This window comes from Streptomyces sp. NPDC127595, from assembly GCF_042671685.1.
In the GTDB taxonomy this organism is placed as follows: Bacteria; Actinomycetota; Actinomycetes; order Streptomycetales; family Streptomycetaceae; genus Streptomyces.
The window spans coordinates 365,805-388,687 of the sequence record NZ_JBHXWK010000004.1 but is presented as its reverse complement, the minus strand read 5'-3'; the positions used below and the strand labels follow the sequence as shown (position 1 = coordinate 388,687).

Genomic DNA, 22,883 nt, shown 5'->3' with positions numbered 1-22,883 from the left:
GCCAGGCCATCCCCCGTAGCCTGGCCGCTCGGTGCGTCCACGGACGCCGTGAGCCGCAGGCCGTGAGTGGGAAGCCGTAGGCCGGCAGCCGTGAGCGGGATGCCGTAGGGCGGCAGCCTTGAGCCGCAGGCCGTGAGCGGGATGCCGTAGGGCGGCAGCCTTGAGCCGCAGGCCGTGAGCGGGATGCCGTAGGGCGGCAGCCTTGAGCCGCAGGCCGTGAGTGGGAAGCCGTAGGGCGGCAGCCTTGAGCCGCAGGCCGTGAGCGGGATGCCGTAGGGCGGCAGCCTTGAGCCGCAGGCCGTGAGCGGGATGCCGCAGGCCGTGAGCGGGATGCCGCAGGCCGGAAGCCGTGAGCCGCAGGCCGTGAGCGGGATGCCGTAGGCCGGAAGCCGTGAGCCGCAGGCCGTGAGTGGGAAGCCGTAGGCCGGAAGCCGTGAGCGGGATGCCGTAGGCCGGAAGCCGCGACCTCAGTCGCTCAGCTTCGCCACCAGCTCGGTGGCGTGTGAGGCTGGTACGCCCGCCGAGGTCAGCAACGTGACCGCGGCGGAGGGGCCCGCCTCTTCCGGTGCCAGCAGGCCGTGGTTCACCGCCTCCATGAGGGCGAACAGCATCTGCTCGTGTACGTGGGCGAGCACGGTCGCGGGCAGCGGGGACTCGAACACCCCCTGTTCCAGGCCGCATCGGAGCACCTCCACGGCGGCCCCGCGGACGGGCGCGAGCCGGTCACGGATGCCCTGCACCGTGACACTGCGCTGCGCGAGCCCGACGAGCAGCCGGTAGCGGTCGGCGACCTCCCAGCAGGCGAGCGTCGAACGGACCAGCGACTCCAGCGGATCCTCGACGCCTTCGCGCCCGGCCATGTGCGCTGCCTCCACCGCGTCCACGGCGGCGTCGAACAGCGTGTAGATCAGCGCCTCACGGCTCGGGAAATGCCCGTACACCGTGCGCCGTACGACACCCGCGGCTCGCGCGATCTGGTCGATGGACGCGTCGGGATCACGCAACAGCTCCGTGAGCGCGACATCGAGAATGCGGCGGCGGTTCACGTCTGCGCGGCTGGGGGCCTCCGCGTGGCCGGAGATTTCCGTGGTCATGACGGCCATTGTGCCTGGCCATGGGGAAAGCCCTTGCCCCCTCCACAAGGGCTCCACCAATTGCCCTGGTCAGCGCAACGGCGCATAGCTCGCGCCCCTGGTGCCCATGGCTCGTGAATTGCGCGAATACGGCCAGGCAGCCGTCCCCGGCTTTATCCGAACTGTCCGGGCTGGTAGTCGCCGGCGGGCTGCTGGATCATGACATTCCCGCGGTTGAAGGCGTTGATGAGGGAGATGGTGCACACCAGGGCGGCGAGCTGCTCCTCGTCGTAGTGCTTGGCGGCGTTCGCCCAGGCCTCGTCCGTGACGCCGCCGGCCGCGTCGGCGATCCGGGTGCCCTGCTCCGCCAGCTCCAGGGCGGCGCGCTCGGCATCGGTGAACACCGTGGCCTCGCGCCAGGCGGCGACCAGGTTCAGGCGCGTCCAGGTCTCTCCGGCGTGCACGGCGTCCTTGCTGTGCATGTCGGTGCAGAAGCCGCAGCCGTTGATCTGACTGGCGCGGAGCTTCACGAGTTCCTGTGTCGAGGCCGGCACCGTCGAGTCCGCGAGCACCCTGCCGGCGGCGACGAGGTGCTTCCCGAACTTGGCCGCGACCGGGTTGGTGAAGACGTTCAACCGAGCTTCCATGGTGTGCTCCTGCCGTCGTTTGCGGATACACCCCTTTGACGAGACGGCCCGGCCGGTTGTGACATGCGTGGATGTGACGTGGGTCTCCCGAAAGCCGCCGCCGACCCCGGAACGGCCCCCGGATTCCGCCCATGCGCGTGTGAACCTCTGAACGTCCTTGCCTTGACGTCGGCGTCAAGGATTACCGTCGCGGTATGCGAATCGGCGAGCTGGCCGTGCGCGCCGGGACGACCACGCGGACTCTGCGGTACTACGAGTCCCGGGGGCTGTTGCCCGCGCGGCGGGGTGAGAACGGGTACCGGACCTACGACGAGGACGATCTGCGGCTGCTGCAGCAGATCAGGACCTTGCAGGACTTCGGGTTCGACCTGGAGGAGACGCGGCCCTTCGTGGAGTGTCTGCGGGCCGGGCACCCGGAGGGCGACTCGTGCCCCGCGTCCCTCGCGGTCTACCGGCGCAAGCTCGGTGAACTCGACGCGGTGATCGACGAGTTGGTCGCGGTGCGGGCGACGGTCGGCGAGCAGCTGGCGCGGGCGGAGCGGGCGCGGGACGAGCTGGCGGCCGACGCAGGGGTTCCGGGTGGCCCGGAACCCGTGTGCGAACTGGGAGGGCGGACACGGTGAGCAAGGCAGCGGGTGTGGCCGAGGTGACGGACGAGGACTTCGAGGCGGAGGTGATCGGGGCGGAGCTGCCCGTGCCGGTGGAGTTCACCGCCGACTGGTGCCCGCCGTGCCGGCAGATGGCGCCGGTGCTGACCGCCCTCGCCGCCGAGGAGGGCGACCGGCTCAAGGTCGTACAGCTGGATGTGGACACCAACCCGCACACCACGCTTGCGTACGGGGTGCTGTCGATGCCCACCTTCATGGTGTTCCGTGGCGGTGAGCCGGTGAAGTCGATGGTGGGGTCCCGGCCCAAGCGACGGCTTCTGGAGGAGCTCTCCGAGGTGATGTAGCCCCGCACCGCGGAATCGGCCACACGACGACCGGCCACCCGACAACCAGTCACCCCACACAAGAAATCCCCCGAGCAATTGCGCTCGGGGGATTTCCTTGCGTATATTTAATGGTTCGCGACTTCAAGGGCGTTGAGTCGCGGAGAAGTTCACTGAGCACAGTGTATCCGGCCGGGAGTGGAATTGTCAAACAGGGGCTCAAACACAGAATCCACCACAGGTTTTATCGACGATGAATTGCGCATTGAGCAGGAATTCATCGACGGGGTGTACACACGCGTGGACGCGCTGCGCGGTGTCACGGAGGCCGCCGTCGTGGACGCCCTCGGGCAGGGCAACACCCCCATGCAGGCGCGGCTGGAGCGGGACGTGCTCGTCGCCGAGCGCTCGGGGCTGCTGGCCGCGCTGAACGCCGTGGACGGTTCGCTCTGCTTCGGCCGTATCGACCTCACCTCCGGCATCAGCCACCACATCGGCCGTATCGGCATCCGCGCCGACGACACCGAGCGCACCCCGATCCTCATCGACTGGCGGGCCCCCGTCGCCCGCCCCTTCTACCTGGCCACCGGTCATACATCGATGGGCCTGCGGCGGCGCCGGCACATCACCACCGACGGCCGGCAGGTCACCGACCTGCACGACGAGATCCTCGACCTCGGCGACCACGAACGCACCGGTCACGAGGACCCGAGCGGCGACGCGGTGCTCCTCGCCGCACTGAACTCGGCGCGCACCGGCCGCATGAGCGACATCGTGCAGACCATCCAGGCCGAGCAGGACCAGATCATCCGCGCGCCCCACCAGGGTGTGCTGGTGGTCGAGGGCGGCCCCGGCACCGGCAAGACGGCGGTCGCGCTGCACCGGGCCGCCTATCTGCTGTACGAGTACCGGGAGTTGCTCGCCAAGCGAGCCGTCCTGATCGTCGGGCCCAACCCCGCCTTCCTCGGCTACATCGGCGAGGTGCTGCCCGCGCTGGGCGAGACCGGTGTGCTGCTCGCGACCGTCGGGGAACTGTTCCCCGGCGTGAAGGCGACCGCCACCGACCTGCCCGAAGCGGCCGCCGTGAAGGGGCGCGCCGACATGGCCGACGTACTCGCCGCCGTCGCACGCGATCGGCAGGGCCTTCCCGACCCCGTCATCGCCATCGAGCACGACCGCGACATCCTGATGCTCGACGCCGGGCTCGTGCGGGTCGCCCGTGAACGCACCCGCGAGGCGCAGCTGCCGCACAACGTGGCGCGCGAGTACTTCGAGGGCCACATCCTCAACACGCTCACCGACATGCTGGCCGAGCGCATCGGCACGGATCCCTTCGACGGGTCGAACCTCCTCGACGCCAGCGACATCACGCAGATCCGTGACGACCTGGCCGAGAACCCCGAAGTCTGGGGCGCCATCGAGCAGTTGTGGCCCCGGCTGACCCCGCAGCGGCTGGTCGCGGACTTCCTCGCCGAGCCCGACGGGTATCTGCCGGCCGACGACGCGAACGCCGTCCGGCGGGAGATCACCCGCGAGTGGACCACCGCGGACGTGCCGCTCCTCGACGAGGCCGCCGAACTGCTCGGCGAGGACGACCGGGTGGCCCGGGCCCTCGCCGACCAGGAGCGACGCAGTCAAGTCGCCTACGCGCAGGGTGTGTTGGACGTGTCCTACGCCTCCCGTACATACGAGTTCGAGGACATGGACGAAGAGGATTCCGAAGTCCTCTCCGCGCACAACATCATCGACGCCGAGCGGATGGCCGAGCGGCACGAGGAGGACGACCACCGCAGTGCCGCCGAGCGGGCGGCGGGCGACCGTACCTGGGCGTTCGGGCACATCATCGTGGACGAGGCGCAGGAGTTGTCACCCATGGCCTGGCGGCTGCTCATGCGGCGGAGTCCCACGCGGTCGATGACGCTCGTCGGCGACCCCGCGCAGACCTCCGAGGCGGGCGGGGTCGGATCCTGGGAGGAGATCCTCTCCCCCTATGTCGAGGACCGGTGGGACCACGCCCGCCTCGCGGTCAACTACCGGACTCCGTCCGAGATCATGGACCTTGCGGCGGGGGTGCTGCGGGCGGAGCATTCTGGGTTCGAGCCGCCGCGGTCCGTGCGGAGTACTGGCGTACGGCCGTGGGTGCGGGCTGTGTCCGACGACCTGCCCGGCGCTGTTGCCAAGGCCGTCGCCGAGTTGGAGCCTGCGGAGGGGCGGCTTGCGGTGATTGCGCCTCGGGGGCTGCACGGTGCCCTTGCCGGGCGGCTGGACGGGGTGACGGCGGGGGAGTCGCCCGATCTGACCCGTGCGGTGGTGCTTCTCGACCCTCGGCAGGCCAAGGGGCTGGAGTTCGACTCGGTGTTGGTGGTGGAGCCTGGGGCGTTCGGAACGAGCGATCTGTATGTGGCGCTGACTCGGGCCACGCAGGCGTTGGGGGTGCTTTATAGCGGGGAGCTGCCTGAGGGGTTGGTGCGAGGGGTGGGGGTGGCGTAAGAGTATTTCGCCCCCTCCGCCCCTGCCCGTCCCTTGTTCCTGGGGGCTGCCGCCCCCAGACCCCCGCTCTCGGCCTGGACGGCCTCGTCCTCAAACGCCGGACGGGCTAAAAGATCTCTAGCGCCGGCCGGGGAAATCTTCAGCCCCTCCGGCGTTTGAGGAGCGGGGGTTTGGGGGCGGAGCCCCCAAGGGACGGGAATGGGCAGGGGCGGAGGGGGCGAAGAAGGCTTTAGGCGGGTCGGAGCCAGATGGTTGCCAGTGGGGGGAGGGTGAGTTGGATGCTGGCGGGGCGGCCGTGGGCGGGGTGGGGTTCGGGTTTGACGGGGTCGGGGTTGGTGACGTTGCTGCCGCCGTAGTGGGCGGTGTCGGTGTTGAGGATTTCGTGCCAGGCGGGGATGTCGTCGGGGATGCCGAGGCGGTAGTTGTGGCGGACGACGGGGGAGAAGTGGGAGACGGCCAGGAGGGGGGTGCCGTCGGTGTCGTAGCGGAGGAAGGCGAAGACGTTGTCGTCGGCGGCGTCGCCGGCGACCCAGGCGAAGCCCGCCGGGTCGGTGTCCAGCTGCCACAGCGCGGGTTCGCGCTGGTAGGTGGTGTTGAGGTCGCGGACGAGGTCGCGGACGCCGCGGTGGTCGGGTTCGGCGCTGTAGGCGGGGTCGAGGAGCCACCAGTCGGGTCCGTGGGTTTCGGACCATTCGGCGCCCTGGGCGAATTCCTGGCCCATGAAGAGGAGTTGTTTGCCGGGGTGGGCCCACATGAAGCCGAGGTAGGCGCGGAGGGTGGCGCGTTGTTGCCACCAGTCGCCCGGCATCTTGGATACCAGTGACCGTTTGCCGTGGACGACTTCGTCGTGCGAGATGGGCAGGACGTAGTTCTCGCTGTAGGCGTACACCATGGAGAAGGTCATCTCGTGATGGTGGTAACGGCGGTGCACCGGCTTGTGTTTCACGTAGTCCAGCGAGTCGTGCATCCAGCCCATGTTCCATTTGAGGCCGAAGCCGAGCCCGCCGAAGCCGCCGGGTCCGATGTGGTGCGTGGCCCGTGTCACGCCGTCCCAGGCCGTCGACTCCTCGGCGATGGTGATGACGCCGGGGTTGCGGCGGTAGACGGTGGCGTTCATTTCCTGGAGGAAGGCGACGGCGTCGGGGTTTTCGCGGCCGCCGTGTTCGTTGGGGGTCCACTGGCCGGGTTCGCGGGAGTAGTCGAGGTAGAGCATGGAGGCGACGGCGTCGACGCGGAGGCCGTCGATGTGGAATTCCTCGCACCAGTAGACGGCGTTGGCGACGAGGAAGTTGCGGACCTCGCGTCGTCCGTAGTCGAACTCCAGGGTGCCCCAGTCGGGATGGGCCGCGCGCAGCGGATCCTCGTGCTCGTAGAGGGGGCGGCCGTCGAATTCGGCCAGGGCCCAGTCGTCGCGGGGGAAGTGGGCGGGGACCCAGTCCATGAGGACGCCGATGCCGGCCCGGTGGAGGGCGTCGACGAGGTGTTTGAAGTCGTCGGGGGTGCCCAGGCGGGCGGTGGGGGCGTAGAAGCCGGTGACCTGGTAGCCCCAGGAGCCCCCGAAGGGATGCTCCGCCACCGGCATCAGCTCCACATGTGTGAAGCCCAGGTCGGCGACGTAGGCGGGGAGTTGCTCGGCGAGCTGGCGGTAGGTGAGTCCCGGGCGCCAGGAAGCCAGGTGGATCTCGTAGACGGAGAACGGCGCCTCGTGCACGGGACGTGAGGCACGGGTCGCCATCCATGCGGAGTCGTCCCACACGTACGACGAGGACGTCACGATCGAGGACGTCTTGGGCGGCACCTCGGCACGCCGGGCCATCGGGTCCGCGCGGAGCGTGTGTGAACCGTCGGCTCGCGTGATGTCGAACTTGTAGAGCTCGCCGTCGCCGATCGCGGGCACGAACAGTTCCCACACCCCGGAGGACCCGAGCGACCGCATCGGATACGCCGTGCCGTCCCAGAAGTTGAAGGTGCCGGCCACCCGGACACCACGCGCGTTCGGCGCCCAGACCGTGAAGCGCGTGCCGGTCACGCCCTGGTGGACCATCGGCTCCGCGCCGAGCGCCCGCCACAGCTGCTCGTGGCGTCCCTCGCCGAACAGATGCAGGTCGAGCTCGCCGATCGCGGGCAGGAAACGGTACGCGTCCTCAGTGTCCTGGACCGTCCCCTCGTACGAGACGAGCAGGCGGTACGACGACGGCACGCCGCGCAATGGCAGCAGGCCCGAGAAAAAACCGTCCCCGTCGTCCTGGAGCTCTGCCCGCAGCTCGTCCGTCACGACGGTCACCGCCAGCGCGTACGGGCGGAAGGTCCGGAAGGCCACGCCACCTGGCACGGGATGGGCCCCGAGCACCCCGTGCGGATCGTGGTGCGTGCCGTTGAGCAGCCGCTCGCGGTCGCCGGGGTGCACACCCGCGAACACGGGAGCGCTGTCGGCGGCGGGCAGCGGATCCGCCTCCCGAGACTTCTTCGAACCCTTGCCGGTCTTGCCGGCCTTGGCGGCCTTCTTGTCATCGGCCTTCTTGGCATCAACCGTCGCGGCATCGGTCGTCTTGGGCGTTTTGGCCGTCGCCTCCCCCTCGGCCGCGGCCTTCTTCTTCGCGCCGGTCTTCTTCGGACTGTCGTCGGACGAGGGACGGGGCGTCACGGGCAGGGCCTCCTGGAAACGATGAGGGGCGGGGGGAACGGTCAGGGGGCGGTGGCGTCCGCCGCGAGTCGGCGCACCGCCGCCAGCGGTACGGGGAGCCAGTCGGGACGGTGCCGGGCCTCGTACACGACTTCGTACACCGCCTTGTCCGTCTCGTAGGCGCGCAGCAGTACGGGGTCGGTGCGCGGGTCGGCTCCGGTGACCTCGGCGTAACCGGTGCAGTACGCGGCCCGGCAGGTGTCGGCCCAGCCGGGTGTCAGGGGATGGTGCGAGTGGGCCGCATAGTCGAAGGAGCGGAGCATGCCCGCGATGTCACGCGCCGGGGGCTGCGGCATCCGGCGTTCGGCGAGCGGCTTCGACGGCTCGCCCTCGAAGTCGATCAGCGACCACTCCCCGGACGGCGAACGCAGGCACTGTCCGAGGTGCAGATCGCCGTGGATGCGCTGCGCGGTCCAGGCGGCGCCCTCGGCGGCCAGGTCGGCCAGCGCCTCGAAGGCGGTGCGAAGCCCGGGAGCGTACGGCCGCAGCGCCGGTACCGCCTGCGCGGCCGCGTCCAGGCGCTGGGTCATTCCGTCGACGAGCGGCTTCATCTGCGCGTGGCCCAGCGTGACGGTGGGCAGCGCCCGGGCCAGCGCCGTGTGCACCTCGGCGGTGGCGCGGCCCAGTGCCCGTGCCTCGGCGCCGAAGTCCGTGCCCTTGGCCAGTTCGCGCAGCGCCAGCTCCCAGCCGTCACTCGCACCGCGCACGAAGGGCTGCAGAACACCCAGCGTGTACGTCTCCTCACCCAGTTCCGCGAGCATCCACGCCACCGGCGCCGGCACCCGCGCGCAGCCCTCCCGGGACAGCAGCAGCGGCAGCTCCAGGTCCGGGTTGGTGCCGGGCACGATCCGGCGCAACAGCTTGAGAATGAACGTATCTCCGTAGACGACGGACGAGTTCGACTGCTCGGACGTGATCAGCCGCGGCACCAGGCCGTCCCGGAGAAGCTGGCCCCGGCTCTCCCCGCGGCCGTCGCGCTCGAAGCGCAGGTCACCGATCTGGGCCCGGGTGCGCAGGGCCTCCAGGAGTACGTCGGCGGGGCGCGCGTCGTGCAGCGCCTCGTACACCGTGAAGCCGGCCAGTGGCCCTTCCTCCAGGTGCCCGATCAGTGCGGGTGCGAGCCTCGGTGGCAGTGCCTCGCGGACGCCTATCAGGAGCTGGTAGCAGTCGCTCGGGTGCGGGAGCGCGCCCTGTGCCGGGGTGAGCGGCTGATGGGCGCGCACCAGGAGGTGGAGCAGGCCGAGGGGACCGGTCGTCGGCAGCAGTTCCGTGGCCGACACCAGCGAGAACCCGGTCACCGGACGGCCCTTGCCCGCGAACCAGCGCTGCCGCGGCAGCCACTCCCGCAGGAGCGGATCGAGGGACGCGAGCAGCTCGGGGCGTGCGGCCGGGGCGGAGTGGGCGACCGGGGCCGAGGCAGAGTGGGTTGCTGCTTCCGACATGGCGTCGCGTCCTTTCCCCGGATACCGAGGGACCGTGGGATCCGGAGGTCCGGAGACCCTGGACCCGGAGACCCTGTGAGGCCGGGGGAGTCGGGGTGTTACTCATGCGTGCCCAGGGCGGGGCGGAGGAAACCGCCCCGCCTCAGTTCTAGACCGCGTCCTTGCGGAGCCGGAACCAGTAGAAGCCATGACCTGCGAGCGTGAGCAGATACGGCAGGTCACCGATGGCTGGGAAGCGTACCCCGCCGATCAGCTCGACGGGATGCCTCCCGTTGAACGTGCTCAGGTCCAGTTCCGTTGGTTGTGCGAAGCGGGAGAAGTTGTGGACGCACAGGACGAGATCGTCCTTGTATTCGCGGAGGAAGGCGATGACGGCGGGGTTGGAGGAGGGGAGTTCTGTGTAGGAGCCGAGGCCGAAGGCCATGTTCTGTTTGCGGATCTCGATCATGCGGCGGGTCCAGTGCAGCAGTGACGAGGGGGAGGACATGGCGGCTTCGACGTTGGTGACCTGGTAGCCGTAGACGGGGTCCATGATCGTGGGGAGGAAGAGGCGGCCGGGGTCGCAGGAGGAGAAGCCTGCGTTGCGGTCGGGGGTCCATTGCATGGGGGTGCGGACGGCGTCGCGGTCGCCGAGCCAGATGTTGTCGCCCATGCCGATCTCGTCGCCGTAGTAGAGGATCGGGCTGCCGGGGAGGGAGAGCAGCAGGGCGGTGAAGAGTTCGATCTGGTTGCGGTCGTTGTCGAGCAGTGTCGCGAGGCGGCGGCGGATGCCGATGTTGGCGCGCATGCGGGGGTCTTTGGCGTATTCCGCGTACATGTAGTCGCGTTCCTCGTCGGTGACCATTTCGAGGGTGAGCTCGTCGTGGTTGCGCAGGAAGATGCCCCATTGGCAGCCCGACGGGATGGCGGGGGTCTTCGCGAGGATTTCGGAGACGGGGTAGCGCGATTCGCGGCGTACGGCCATGAAGATGCGGGGCATGACGGGGAAGTGGAAGGCCATGTGGCATTCGTCGCCGCCGGCGGAGTAGTCGCCGAAGTAGTCGACGACGTCCTCGGGCCACTGGTTCGCCTCCGCCAACAGCACCGTGTCCGGGTAGTGCGTGTCGATGTCCTTGCGGACCCGCTTGAGGAACTCGTGCGTTGCCGGAAGGTTTTCGCAGTTCGTTCCCTCGACCTGGTACAGGTAGGGCACCGCGTCGAGCCGGAAGCCGTCGATACCCAGGTCCAGCCAGAAACGCAGCGCGCTGGTGATCTCCTCCTGCACGGCCGGGTTCTCGTAGTTCAGATCCGGTTGGTGGGAGAAGAAGCGGTGCCAGTAGTACTGCTTGCGGACGGGGTCGAAGGTCCAGTTGGAGGCTTCGGTGTCGACGAAGATGATGCGGGCGTCCTGGTACTGCTTGTCGTCGTCGGCCCAGACGTAGTAGTCGCCGTAGGGGCCGTCGGGGTTGGCGCGTGACTCCTGGAACCAGGGGTGCTGGTCGCTGGTGTGGTTCATGACGAAGTCGATGATCACGCGCATGCCGCGCTGGTGGGCGGCGTCGACGAACTCCACGAAGTCGGCGAGGTCACCGAATTCGGGCAGGACGGCGGTGTAGTCGGAGACGTCGTAGCCGCCGTCGCGCAGCGGGGATTTGAAGAAGGGGGGAAGCCAGAGGCAGTCCACGCCCAGCCATTGGAGGTAGTCCAGCTTCGCGGTGAGGCCTTTGAGGTCGCCGATTCCGTCGCCGTTGCTGTCCTGGAAGGAGCGGACCAGGACCTCGTAGAAGACGGCGCGTTTGAACCACTCGGGATCGCGGTCCTTGGCCGGGGTGTCCTCGAACGTGTCCGGGACGGGCTCGTTGACGATCATGTGGTGGGTGACCCTCCGATCTGCGGTGAGGACGGTCGCAGGACGGTGAGTATGTGCGCGGGACTATGCCCTGGCTCAAGACGCACATAATTCGCCCTGCCCCAGTAGTAGGTCTCGCCGGTGAGCTCGTCGCGCACCGGCACGGACTCGTGCCAGTCCAGGCCGAGCTGTGGCATGTCCAACGAGACCGTCGCCTCCTGGGTGTGGTGGGGGTCGAGGTTGACCACAACCACAACCGTGTTCGAACCGCCTGTGTCCGTGGCGTCCTTGGGGTCCGAGAAGGACTTCGAGTACGCGATCACCGACTCCTGGTCCGTGTGGTGGAAGTGGAGGTCGCGCAACTGACGAAGGGCCGGACTGCGCCGCCTGATCGCGTTGAGCCTGCCCAGCAAAGGCGCGATGCTACGACCCTCACGCTCCGCCGACTCCCAGTCACGCGGCCGGAGTTGGTACTTCTCGGAGTTCAGATACTCCTCGCTTCCGTCGCGCAGCGGGGTGTTCTCGCAGAGTTCGAAACCGCTGTACACGCCCCACGTCGGCGACAGCGTCGCGGCGAGCACGGCCCGCAGCTCGAAGGCCGGGCGTCCGCCGTGCTGGAGGAACTCATGCAGGATGTCCGGGGTGTTGACGAAGAAGTTGGGCCGCATGTACGCGGCCGCCTCGCCCGACAGCTCGGTCAGGTATTCGGTCAGCTCCTGCTTGGTGTTGCGCCAGGTGAAGTAGGTGTACGACTGCTGGAAACCGGTCTTCGCCAGCGTGTGCATCATCGCGGGCCGGGTGAACGCCTCCGCCAGGAAGATCACGTCCGGGTCGGTGCGGTTGATGTCCGCGATCACCTGTTCCCAGAACACCACCGGTTTCGTGTGCGGGTTGTCGACGCGGAAGATCCGTACGCCATGGCTCATCCAGTAACGCAGCACCCGCAGCGTCTCCTGGACCAGGCCCGGCATGTCCTTGTCGAAGGCGATCGGGTAGATGTCCTGGTACTTCTTCGGAGGGTTCTCGGCGTACGCGATCGTGCCGTCCGGGCGGTGGTGGAACCACTCCGGATGCTTCTGCACCCACGGATGGTCCGGTGAGCACTGGAGGGCGAAGTCGAGGGCCACTTCGAGACGCAGGTCCGCCGCCCGGCGTACGAACGCGTCGAAGTCTTCGATCGTGCCGAGGTCCGGATGGACGGCGTCGTGCCCGCCCGCCGGGGAGCCGATCGCCCAGGGCACGCCGACGTCCTCCGAGGTCGCGGACAGCGTGTTGTTGGGACCCTTGCGGAAGGTGTCGCCGATGGGGTGGATCGGCGGCAGGTAGACGACGTCGAAGCCCATCTCCGCGATGGCGGGCAGGCGTTCGGCGGCGGTACGGAACGTGCCGTGCGGTCGCTCGGGCGTGCCCTCGGAGCGCGGGAAGAACTCGTACCAGGAGCCGTACAGGGCCCGCTCGCGCTCCACCTTCAGGGGCAACGGCTCGGAGGACGTGACGAGTTCGCGCAGCGGATGACGGGCGAGGATCCGGTCCACCTCGGGGGTGAGGGCGGCGGCGAGGCGGGCCGAGGCGGGGCGTTCCACGTCGCGCAGCGCGGCGGCTGCCGTGCGGAGGGTGTCCCGGCGTCCCTTGCTCTTCGGCACCCCGGTGGCCGCCCGCTCGTACAGGCGCGCGCCCTCCTCCAGGACCAGTTCGGTGTCGATACCGGCCGGGATCTTGATCCCCGCGTGCCGGCGCCAGGTGGAGACGGGGTCGCCCCAGGCCTCCACCGTGTACGTCCAGTGGCCCTCTTTCCCGGCGGCCACCTTGGCGCCCCAGCGGTCGGTGCCGGGGGCCAGCTCGCGCATCGGGGTCCAGGGGCCTGTGCGGCCCTCCGGGTCACGCAGCACGACGTTCGCGGCGACCGCGTCATGCCCCTCGCGGAAGACCGTGGCCGAGACCTCGAAGGCCTCACCGACCACGGCCTTGGCGGGCCATCGGCCGTGGTCGACGATCGGGTGGACGTCGAGGAGGGGGATGCGGCCGATGGCTGTGCCGGGCGCGGGGGCCGTGGAGGCCGCGGTGATTCCGGCAGGTGGTGCGACGGGCGTGGTGGAGGGCGGGACCGAGGCGACGACGGTTTCCGTGGTCCTGGCCGGTGCCGCAGGTGCCACGGGCGCCGTCGGCACCGTCGTCTCTTCCGTCTCCGGAGTCGCGGCGGTCCTGCTGCCCGTGCCGGTCCGAACCTGGGTCCCGGCCTCGGTCCCGGTCTCCGCGGAGGGTTTCTCCGGCGTGCGGCGACCGGCGTCGGCCCTGCCTATCGAGGGTGTGTCGGAGGTGGTCGTCGGGGGTGGCGACGTGTGGTGCGTGGCGGGCATGACCGCTCCTGTCCGCGTCAACGTGGGTGGGCGGATGAGGGTGTGGAGGGGTGAGGTCTGCGAGGTGTACCGGGGGAGCCTTCCCACCCTATTCGGGTGGGCAACCGGCACTTTGTTAACTACTCACGCGTATGTCTACACACAAGTCCGGCCTCGTCCGGAGGGGGCGAGGCCGGTGCCTGTTCCTGCAGCGTGCTAGGAGGTACCGACCTGGAGCAACCTGTTCGGGGAACCCGGACCCGCGCCCGAGATCTTCCCCGGAACCGCTTTTTTAACCAGGGCTTTGCCCACCTGCGCCGGGGTGGCCCTGACGTGGTCGGCGAGATAGAGCGCGGCCGCGCCCGCGACGTGCGGGCTCGCCATCGACGTACCGGAGAAGGTCGCCTTCCCCGTGTCACTGGCGTACGACGCCGAGGTGATCGCCACGCCCGGTGCGAACAGGTCGAGCGAGGCCCCGGTGTTCGAGAAGCCCGCCCGTGCGTCCGTCCTGTCGCCGGCGCCCACGGTGAGGGCCTGCTCGACCCGGGCGGGGGAGTAGAGACCGGCCGGCAGCCCGTCGTTGCCGGCCGCGATCGCGTACGTCACTCCGGAGGCGATGGAGTTGCGTACGGCGGCATCGAGCTGCGCGTTGGCGTATCCGCCGAGGCTGATGTTGGCGACCGCCGGTTTCTTCGCGTGCCTGGTCACCCAGTCAATGCCCGCGATGACCTGCGCGGTCGTGCCCGAGCCTTCGTTGTCCAGGACGCGGACGGCGACGACCTTGGCCTTCTTGGCGACGCCGTACTTGGTGCCCGCGAGGGTGCCGGCGACATGCGTGCCGTGTCCGTTGCCGTCCTTGGCGGTCCTGTCGTTTCCGACGAAGTCCCAGCCGTAGCTCGCCCGGCCGCCGAAGTCCTTGTGCGTGATCCGGATTCCGGTGTCGATCACGTACGCCGTCACGCCCTTGCCCGCCGATCCGGGCCAGGTGTAGTCGCCGTCGAGCGGCAGGCTCGGCTGGTCGATACGGTCGAGGCCCCAGGAAGGCGGGTTCGCCTGGCCGTCGGCCATCACTCTGGTGTCCTGGACGACCGAGGCCACGCGGGAGTCCGCCGCGAGCCGCCGGGCCTGCTTCTCGTCGGCCTCCACCGCGTAGCCGTTGAGCGCCGTGCCGTACGTGTGGCTGATTCTCGCCCCGTACTTCTCGGCGATGCCCTTGCCCGTCGCGGACCGAGCGCTCGTTCCCCCCTCGATTCCGCCCCCGGGTCTTTCCTTGAGCGTCACTATGTAGCTTCCGCCGACGGAACCGGGAGCACCGGCGCCGACTATCTGCCCCTCCGGGGCGGCGTGCGCGGGCAGGGTGATGGCCGAAAGCACCGCGGCCGTCGCGACCGCGGTGAGACCTCCCGCCCAGCGCAGACGCCTGTGTCTCGTCTGTGCCATGCCTTGAATTCCCCTCCTCGACGGCGCACTCCGGCCGGTACCGGTCCGACGCGGACCGAGGTCGGCGGGTACGCCCTTGGCAGCCTCTCGTGCGGTGTGAAGCACCACAAGGCCGCACAGGTGGGCGGAATCGGCCATACCGGCCATGAGAGACACGTGAAAGTTGCGGCGAATTTCCGCCGAAGTAACCAGGGGAGTGATCGCCGACGGCCCGGTTCCCGCGGACCTCGATGCGCCGTAGTTGCGGAGGCACCCTCGCCGCTACCGTCGTGGGTGACGAAGGGCGCACAAGGACGTGCGTCCCCTGTTGGCGCACGTCCTGCTTCCGTTCTCCTGCCGCTTCCGTCCTCCGTTACGTCCTTTGTGAAGTGAAGGTGGCATCAGTGAAGGCAATCCGTAGGTTCACCGTCCGGCCCGTACTCCCCGAAGCCCTTCACCCGCTCAGTGACCTGGCGCGTAACCTGCGCTGGTCCTGGCATGCCGAGACCCGTGATCTCTTCCAGTCCGTCGACCCCGAGCGCTGGGCCGCCTCCGACGGCGACCCCGTACGGCTGCTCGGCAGTGTGTCGCCCGGGCGTCTCGCAGAGCTCACCGAGGACCGGCGTTTTCTGCGCCGGCTCGCCGCGGTCGCCGACGATCTGCGCGACTACGTGACCGGTGACCGCTGGTACCAGACCCAGACGGCGACCCCCGAACTGCCGGCCGCCATCGCCTACTTCTCGCCCGAGTTCGGCATCACGGCCGCGCTGCCGCAGTACTCAGGGGGTCTCGGCATCCTCGCGGGCGATCACCTGAAGGCTGCCAGTGACCTGGGTGTTCCGCTGATCGGCGTGGGACTGCTCTACCGGCACGGCTATTTCCGGCAGTCCCTCTCCCGGGACGGCTGGCAGCAGGAGCACTATCCGGTCCTGGACCCGAACGAACTGCCGGTGGCGCCGCTGCGCGAGGGCGACGGCTCGCCGGCCCAGGTCTCGCTGGCCCTCCCCGGCGGGCGCGCGCTGCGGGCCCGGATCTGGCTGGCGCAGGTCGGCCGGGTGCCGCTGCTGCTGCTCGACTCCGACGTGGAGGAGAACGACCTCGGGGAACGCGGGGTGACCGACCGGCTGTACGGCGGCGGCAGCGAGCACCGGCTGCTGCAGGAGATGCTGCTCGGCATAGGAGGGGTGCGCGCGGTACGGACGTACTGCCGGCTGACGGGCCATGCGCGGCCCGAGGTGTTCCATACGAACGAGGGGCACGCGGGGTTCCTCGGTCTGGAGCGGATCGCCGAACTCGCCGACGAGGGAATGGACTTCGAGGCATCCCTTGAGGCGGTCAGGGCCGGCACGGTCTTCACGACCCACACCCCCGTGCCCGCCGGGATCGACCGCTTCGACCGCGAGCTGGTCGCCCGCCACTTCGGCCCGGACGCCGAACTCCCGCGCATCGACGTGGAACGCGTCCTGGGCCTGGGCATGGAGACCTACCCCGGAGGCGAGCCGAACCTCTTCAACATGGCGGTGATGGGGCTGCGCCTCGGCCAACGCGCCAATGGCGTCTCGCTGTTGCACGGACACGTCAGCCGGGAGATGTTCTCGGGCCTGTGGCCGGGCTTCGACCCGGACGAGGTGCCGATCACCTCGGTGACCAACGGCGTGCACGCGCCGACCTGGGTGGCGCCGGAGGTCTTCCGGCTCGGTGCCCGGCAGATCGGCGCCCAGCGCGCCGAGGACGCGATGACGGTCGGCGGCTCGGAGCGCTGGGACGCCGTGGCCGACATCGCGGACCAGGAGATCTTCGATCTGCGGCGCGTCCTGCGCGAGCAACTGGTGGTGGAGGTACGTGAGCGGCTGCACGCGTCCTGGCGGCAGCGCGGCGCCGGCAGTGCCGAACTGGGCTGGATCGACGGCGTGTTGGACCCCGACGTCCTCACCATCGGCTTCGCGCGGCGCGTCCCCTCGTACAAACGCCTGACCCTGATGCTGCGCGACCGCGACCGGCTGATGGACCTGCTGCTGCACCCCGAGCGGCCGATCCAGATCGTCATCGCGGGCAAGGCGCACCCGGCAGACGACGGTGGTAAACGCCTGATCCAGGAACTCGTCCGGTTCGCGGACGACCCGCGGGTGCGCCACCGCATCGTGTTCCTGCCCGACTACGGAATGGCGATGGCGCAGAAGCTGTACCCGGGCTGCGACATCTGGCTCAACAATCCGCTGCGTCCGCTGGAGGCGTGCGGGACGAGCGGCATGAAGGCCGCGCTCAACGGCTGCCTCAACCTGTCCGTCCTGGACGGCTGGTGGGACGAGTGGTTCCAGCCCGACTTCGGCTGGGCGATCCCGACGGCCGACGGCACGGCGACGGATGACGACCGCCGTGACGACCTGGAGGCCGCGGCGCTCTACGACCTGCTGGAGCAGCGCGTCACCCCGCGCTTCTACGAGCGCGGCCAGGGCGGCCTGCCCGACCGCTGGATCGAGATGGTCCGCCAGACGCTGACCCACCTCGGCCCGAAGGTCCTCGCGGGCCGGATGGTCCGCGAGTACGTGGAACGGCTGTACGCCCCCGCCGCCCGCGCCCACCGCTCCCTCACCCCGGACACCGCCCGCGAACTGGCCGGCTGGAAGTCCCGCGTCCGCTCGGCCTGGCCCCACGTCACCGTCGACCACGTCGAGGCCGCCTCCGCCACGACCACCGCCGAACTCGGCACCACCCTCTCCCTCCACGTCCGCGTCGCCCTCGGCGACCTCACCCCCGACGACGTCGAGGTCCAGGCCGTCGCGGGCCGCGTCGACTCCGACGACCGCATCGCCGACGCGGTGTCCGTACCCCTGAAACCGGCGGGCGGCCCGGACGGGGAGGGGCGCTGGTCGTACGAGGGCCCACTGTCCCTGGACCGGACGGGGCCTTTCGGCTATACGGTGCGGATCCTGCCCACGCATCGACTCCTCGCCTCGGGCGCGGAGTTGGGGCTTGTGGCGGTTCCTTCGGAGGAACTGGTGGAGGGGGCGGGGGTGTTGATGAGGTGAGCGGCCGGCCCCCGGCCGGGGGTGCTAACCGGGTGCGGCTCAGATCTGCTCGAACGGAGGTGCTCAGCCGGTGCGCCTCAGATCTGTTCGAACGGGGCGCAGAGCCTCCGCAGCACCTTTCCGCACCGCTTGGCGTACGCGTGCTGGAACCCTCGTGTCGCCGGGCCGCCGGCTCGGGCGTACCACGTGGCGGCGCGGCTGAAGGCGGTGATGGTGAGCCAGACGGTGCCGTCGCCGGTGCGGGTGATGATGAAGGCTTCCTCGCCGGACTCCGGGTGGCCGGGGAGGGTGCCGTACGCCCAGGCGGTGCGGCGGTACTCCTCGACCGTCCAGACGACGCGGCAGGGGGCCTTGATCGGGCCGATGCCGACGATCACGTCGACGCCGGGGGCCGCTTTCGCCGCGTCGGAGGTGATGGTGACGCCGCTCAGCTCGCGGTGCATCTCCCAGGTCATGAGGGCCTCGGAGGCACGCCGGAAGACGGCTTCGCCCTCGCCGATCCTGGTGCGGACGTGCAGCCGGTGGAAGCCCGGGGGGCAGCGGTCCTCGCGGGTCGCGCCCACGTCCTCGTACGTGTAGGGCATGGGGCACAGCGTAGGGCGGTACCCGGAGTTGCCTTCTCTCCGGGTACCGCCCAGTCCGCTTTACGTCATCAGGCTACGTTGACCGCGGTCCACGCCGCCGCCACCGTCGCGTACTCGGTGCTCGTGGAGCCGTACAGCGCCGAGGCCGCGGACAGGGTCGCCGTGCGGGCGCCCGCGTAGTTGGTCGACGACGTCATGTACTGGGTCAGGGCCTTGTACCAGATCTGTACGGCCTTGGCCCGGCCGATGCCGGTGATCGTGGAGCCGTTGTACGTCGGGGAGTTGTAGCTCACCCCGTTGATCGTCTTCGCGCCGCTGCCCTCGCTCAGCAGGTAGAAGAAGTGGTTCGCCGGACCGGACGAGTAGTGGACGTCCAGGTTCTTCAGCGTCGAGGACCAGTAGTTGGCCGACGCGCCGTCCTTGCTCGGCTGGTCCTGGTAGCGCAGCGGGGTGCCGTTGCCGTTGATGTTGATCTTCTCGCCGATGAGGTAGTCACCGACGTCCGAGGAGTTGTTCGCGTAGAACTCGACCGCCGTGCCGAAGATGTCGGAGGTGGCCTCGTTCAGACCGCCGGACTCGCCGCTGTAGGTGAGGCCCGCGGTGTTGGCGGTGACGCCGTGGGTCATCTCGTGGCCCGCGACGTCCAGCGAGGTCAGCGGCTTGGTGTTGCCGGAACCGTCGCCGTACGTCATGCAGAAGCAGCTGTCGGACCAGAAGGCGTTGACGTACGCGTTGCCGTAGTGGACGCGCGAGTACGCGGCGACGCCGTTGTTCTTGATGCCGAGGCGGTTGAAGGTGTTCTTGTAGAAGTCCCAGGTCGTCTGGGCGCCGTACGCGGCGTCGACGGCCGCGGTCTGGTCGGTGCCCGAGCTGGAGGCCACGCCGGTGCCCCAGGTGTCGTCCGCGTCGGTGAACAGGGTGCCGGTGCCCGAGGTGGCGCGGTTCAGGTTGTACGTCTTGTGGCTGCCGCGCGAGGTGTCGGTCAGCTGGTAGGTCGAGCCCGACAGCGTGGTGCCGAGGGTGACCGTGCCCGAGTACAGGCTCTTGCCGGTGCCGGTCTCGATGCCCTGGTACTCGTAGAGCTTCTTGCCGGTGGCCGCGTCGGTGATGACGTGCAGCTCGTTCGGGGTGCCGTCCTCCTGGAGGCCGCCGACGACCGTCTCGTACGCGAGGACGGGGGTGCCGTCCGCCGCCCAGATCACCTTGCGGGGGGCCTGGGAGGCCTCGGTCTTCTCCGAGCCGGCCGCCTGGGCGGCGGTCACGGCCTGCGTCTCGGCCTTCGAGGCGGTGACGGCCGGCGTGAGGGAGGCCACCTTGATGGTCGCCTTCGTCGCCTTGGTGACGCTCTCGGTCTTGCCGGACGCGCTCTCGTGGACGACCAGGTCGCCGCCGAGGACCGGGAGTCCGTCGTACGTGCGCTCGTAGCGCGTGTGGACCGTGCCGTCCGCGTCCTGGCTGACGTCTCTGACGACCAGCTTCTCCTTGGCGCCGAGGCCTATCTCGTCGGCGGTCTCCGGAGTCGCCGCCTGCGCCTCCTGGATGAGCGAGGTGCGGGCCGCGTTGGACAGCTGGATCTGGGCGCCGGGGAGGGTCGGCTTGGCCGCGGGGGCCGCCGACGTGTCGGCGGAGGCACCGGTGGTCATACCGGTGGCGAGCAGGGCTCCGGCCGCGACAGCGGTGGCGATGGCCAGAGTGGTGCGCTTGTGACGCGCGTAGAGGGGGGTCACGCGAACTCCTTTGTGGGGCGACCGGACGGCATGGGGTGTCCGAACGGAAGGTGAAGTTGCGGTACGGGTGAGCCGTGCGGTGGAAGAGTGGCATCCAGGGCGCGTACATGTCAGGAGGTCTCATAAATCTTGGCCGGAAAGCGTCCATTGGATGAAGATCACCGTGCGCGATGGGGGCGCGGTCTCCGTAAAGGAGGCGTCAAAGCAAACTCCGGACCAGGCAAAAGAGGGCGCCGCCCCGGGGAGTTGAACCTCCGGGACGGCGCCCTGTCTGTGGCGGACCCTTTACGGGAACGTCAGTTTCCAGCTGTTGATGTAGCCGGTGTCGATGGCCGCGTTGTCCTGGACCCTCAACTGCCAGGTGCCGTTGGCGACTTCGGAGGAAGCGTTCACCGTGTACGTGGTGTTCAGGTTGTCCGTGCTCCCGCCGGTGCCGTACGCCTTGAGCGTGTACGCCGTTCCGTCGGGGGCGACCAACTGGACCTGGAGGTCACCGATGTAGGTGTGCACGATGTCGACGGCCACCGCGAGGTTCGCCGGCGCGTTGCCGGTACGCCCGGTGACGGAGATCGGCGAGGTGACGGCCGCTCCGTTGTCCGGAATCGATACGTCGGCCGTGTTCTCGAACGAGGTACCGCCACCGCCGCCACCGCCGGGCCGCGCGCCGACCGCGACGCCCGCCCAGGCGTTCTGCACCGCCAGGTACTCGGCGCTCGTGGTGCCGTACAGCTCACCCGCCACCGCGAGCGTGCCGGTGCGCGCCGCAGCGTAGTTGGTGGTCGTCGTGAACTTCGTGGTGAGCGCCTTGAACCAGATCTGCTCGGCCTTCGCCCGGCCTATTCCGGTGACCGGGAGCCCGTCGGCGGTCGGCGAGTTGTACGAGACGCCGTTGATGGTCTTGGCGCCGCTGCCCTCGCTCAGCAGATAGAAGAAGTGGTTCGCCGGGCCCGAGGAGTAGTGGACGTCGATCGAACCGATCCCCGAGTACCAACTGTCCTTGGACGCGCCGTCCTTGCTCGGCTGGTCCTGGTAGCGCAGCGGGGTGCCGTTGCCGTTGATGTTGATCTCTTCGCCGATGAGGTAGTCACCGACGTCGGAGGAGTTGGCCGCGTAGAACTCGACCGCGCTGCCGAAGATGTCAGAGGTGGCCTCGTTCAGGCCGCCGGACTCGCCGCTGTAGACGAGGCCCGCCGTGTTCGCGGTGACGCCGTGCGTCATCTCGTGGGCGGCCACGTCGATCGAGGTGAGCGGGTTGGCGTTGTTGGACCCGTCGCCGTACGTCATGCAGAAGCAGCTGTCGGACCAGAAGGCGTTGACGTAGTTGTTGCCGTAGTGGACGCGCGAGTAAGCGCCCACGCCGTCGCCCTTGATGCCGGTGCGGCCCTGCACGTTCTTGTAGTAGTCCCAGGTCAGCGCGGCGCCGTAGTGGGCGTCGGCGCCGGCCGACTCCAGGTTGGACGCGAGGCCGTTGCCCCAGATGTCGTCGGGGCCCGAGAAGAGCGTGCCGGTGCCGGAGGTGGCGCGGTTCAGGTTGTACGTCTTGTGGGCGCCGCGTGCCCCGTCGGTGAGGTTGTACGTCGTGCCGGACTGCGTGGTGCCGAGCGTGACCGTGCCGGAGTACACCGTGTTGCCGGTGCCGGTCTCGATGGCCTCCCACTCGTACAGCTTCGCGCCGGTGGTGGCGTCCGTGACGACGTGCAGCTCCTGCGGGGTGCCGTCGTGCTGGAAGCCGCCGATGACCGTCTCCCAGGCCACCGTGGGCGTGCCGCTCGCGGCCCAGACGACCTTGCGGGGCGCTCGGTTGACGTCGGGGCTCTTGGCCTTCTCCGCCTTGGCGGCCGCCAGCGCCTGCTTCTCGGCCTTGGCGGCGGGCAGCGCGGCGGCCGTCGTCGCCGGCTTGATGGTGGACCGGGTGGCCTTGGTGACGCCCTCGGTCGCGCCGGACTTGGCGGTGTCGACGACCAGGTCGCCGCCGAGGACCGGGAGTCCGTCGTACGTGCGCTCGTAGCGCGTGTGGACCGTGCCGTCCGCGTCCTTGACGACGTCACGGACGACGAGCTTCTCCTTGGCACCGAGGCCCAGGCCGTCGGCGGTCTCCGCCTTGACCGCCTCGGCGTCGCGGATCAGCGCGGCGCGCTGTGCGGGGGAGAGTTTCACGCTGAGGGCGCCCGGGTTGACCTTGCCCGCAGCCGACGGTGCCTTCTCCGGGGCGGCGGTGGCGGCGCCCGACTGGACGGCCGTGGCGATCAGGGCGGCGACGCCCGCGAGGGCGACGGCTGCGGCTCGGCGCCGCGTGGTGCGGGAGGTGGAGCTGTGGGAGGTGCGTCTGTGAGGGGAGCTGCTTCTCAACACTGACTCCTTCTGCGTGGCCGCGGGTCGCACGGCCAGGGGAGACCGGACGCAGGGTGACCGTCCGGGCAGAACAGGGCTGTACGCGGAACCAGGTGCGGGTGCAGGTGCGGAGGTGCTGTGGCACGACACAGCGGTGTTGCCCGTGGTGCTGTGGGGTTGCTGTGAAGTGGCCGTGGGAAGAGTTGCAGGCGAATGCCCTGTCTGTCAGGACCGCGTCAAGGAATTGGCTGGAAATGGTTCGTTGTCCGGATGGTCATGTTCGGTATACGGATCGTTGGTCGAGCCGGGCGGACGCCGTGCCGGCCGTTCAGGAGTCGGTCGTTCGGAGCCGGCCGCGAGCAC

The 22,883-nt window shown here is 69.4% G+C and carries 14 protein-coding genes; 4 read left to right on the top strand and 10 right to left on the bottom strand.

Annotation, left to right across the window (positions count from 1 at the left end):
* Positions 1–467 precede the first annotated feature (467 nt).
* On the bottom strand, positions 468–1,103 hold the full coding sequence (locus tag ACFVKT_RS15865; protein ID WP_385731694.1) for a TetR/AcrR family transcriptional regulator: 636 nt from the start codon (positions 1,101–1,103) through the stop codon (positions 468–470).
* A 143-nt stretch (positions 1,104–1,246) separates the two neighbouring features.
* Complete coding sequence (locus ACFVKT_RS15860) at positions 1,247–1,720, bottom strand: carboxymuconolactone decarboxylase family protein (protein WP_385731691.1); 474 nt, start codon at positions 1,718–1,720, stop codon at positions 1,247–1,249.
* A gap of 194 nt (positions 1,721–1,914) precedes the next feature.
* Here ACFVKT_RS15860 and ACFVKT_RS15855 point away from each other — a divergent pair, with 194 nt between their 5' ends.
* The 3 genes from ACFVKT_RS15855 to ACFVKT_RS15845 all read left to right on the top strand — a co-directional run bounded on the left by ACFVKT_RS15855 (position 1,915) and on the right by ACFVKT_RS15845 (position 5,141).
* Complete coding sequence (locus ACFVKT_RS15855; RefSeq protein ID WP_385731689.1) at positions 1,915–2,343, top strand: MerR family transcriptional regulator; 429 nt, start codon at positions 1,915–1,917, stop codon at positions 2,341–2,343.
* Positions 2,340–2,672: a thioredoxin family protein gene (locus tag ACFVKT_RS15850; protein WP_385731688.1), complete on the top strand. Its 333-nt coding sequence runs from the start codon at positions 2,340–2,342 to the stop codon at positions 2,670–2,672. Before ACFVKT_RS15855 ends, ACFVKT_RS15850 begins: the two co-directional genes overlap by 4 nt.
* Before the next feature lie 183 nt (positions 2,673–2,855).
* Positions 2,856–5,141, top strand: coding sequence for a HelD family protein (locus ACFVKT_RS15845; RefSeq protein ID WP_385731686.1), 2,286 nt, complete (start codon positions 2,856–2,858; stop codon positions 5,139–5,141).
* A 229-nt stretch (positions 5,142–5,370) separates the two neighbouring features.
* On the opposite strand, the gene glgB is transcribed toward ACFVKT_RS15845, so the two are convergent.
* The 5 genes from glgB to ACFVKT_RS15820 all read right to left on the bottom strand — a co-directional run bounded on the left by glgB (position 5,371) and on the right by ACFVKT_RS15820 (position 14,870).
* Positions 5,371–7,785 carry a 1,4-alpha-glucan branching enzyme gene (gene glgB / locus ACFVKT_RS15840; protein ID WP_385731683.1) on the bottom strand — a complete coding sequence of 805 codons (2,415 nt, stop codon included), beginning with the start codon at positions 7,783–7,785 and terminating at the stop codon, positions 5,371–5,373.
* Between the two features lie 41 nt (positions 7,786–7,826).
* Entirely contained in the window at positions 7,827–9,266 is a 1,440-nt protein-coding gene (locus tag ACFVKT_RS15835) for a phosphotransferase (protein WP_385731681.1), read from the bottom strand.
* A gap of 148 nt (positions 9,267–9,414) precedes the next feature.
* The gene (gene treS, locus ACFVKT_RS15830; protein ID WP_385731679.1) at positions 9,415–11,115 is read right to left on the bottom strand and encodes a maltose alpha-D-glucosyltransferase; all 1,701 of its coding nucleotides are present in this window, start codon (positions 11,113–11,115) and stop codon (positions 9,415–9,417) included.
* Complete coding sequence (locus ACFVKT_RS15825; RefSeq protein WP_385731677.1) at positions 11,112–13,451, bottom strand: alpha-1,4-glucan--maltose-1-phosphate maltosyltransferase; 2,340 nt, start codon at positions 13,449–13,451, stop codon at positions 11,112–11,114. The genes treS and ACFVKT_RS15825 overlap by 4 nt, the downstream gene beginning before the upstream one ends.
* A gap of 195 nt (positions 13,452–13,646) precedes the next feature.
* Positions 13,647–14,870, bottom strand: coding sequence for a S8 family peptidase (locus ACFVKT_RS15820; protein ID WP_385731675.1), 1,224 nt, complete (start codon positions 14,868–14,870; stop codon positions 13,647–13,649).
* A gap of 383 nt (positions 14,871–15,253) precedes the next feature.
* Between ACFVKT_RS15820 and glgP the strand changes: the two genes are divergently transcribed.
* Positions 15,254–17,878: an alpha-glucan family phosphorylase gene (glgP, locus tag ACFVKT_RS15815; RefSeq protein ID WP_385731672.1), complete on the top strand. Its 2,625-nt coding sequence runs from the start codon at positions 15,254–15,256 to the stop codon at positions 17,876–17,878.
* Positions 17,879–17,955: 77 nt separating this feature from the next.
* Here glgP and ACFVKT_RS15810 read toward each other — a convergent pair whose 3' ends face one another.
* The 3 genes from ACFVKT_RS15810 to ACFVKT_RS15800 form a co-directional block, all read right to left on the bottom strand.
* Positions 17,956–18,462 carry a DUF1990 family protein gene (locus ACFVKT_RS15810; RefSeq protein WP_385731670.1) on the bottom strand — a complete coding sequence of 169 codons (507 nt, stop codon included), beginning with the start codon at positions 18,460–18,462 and terminating at the stop codon, positions 17,956–17,958.
* 68 nt (positions 18,463–18,530) lie between these two features.
* Positions 18,531–20,189, bottom strand: a complete 1,659-nt coding sequence (locus tag ACFVKT_RS15805; RefSeq protein WP_385731668.1) for a M4 family metallopeptidase — start codon at positions 20,187–20,189, stop codon at positions 18,531–18,533.
* 285 nt (positions 20,190–20,474) lie between these two features.
* Positions 20,475–22,538, bottom strand: coding sequence for a M4 family metallopeptidase (locus ACFVKT_RS15800; protein ID WP_385731666.1), 2,064 nt, complete (start codon positions 22,536–22,538; stop codon positions 20,475–20,477).
* Positions 22,539–22,883 lie beyond the last annotated feature (345 nt).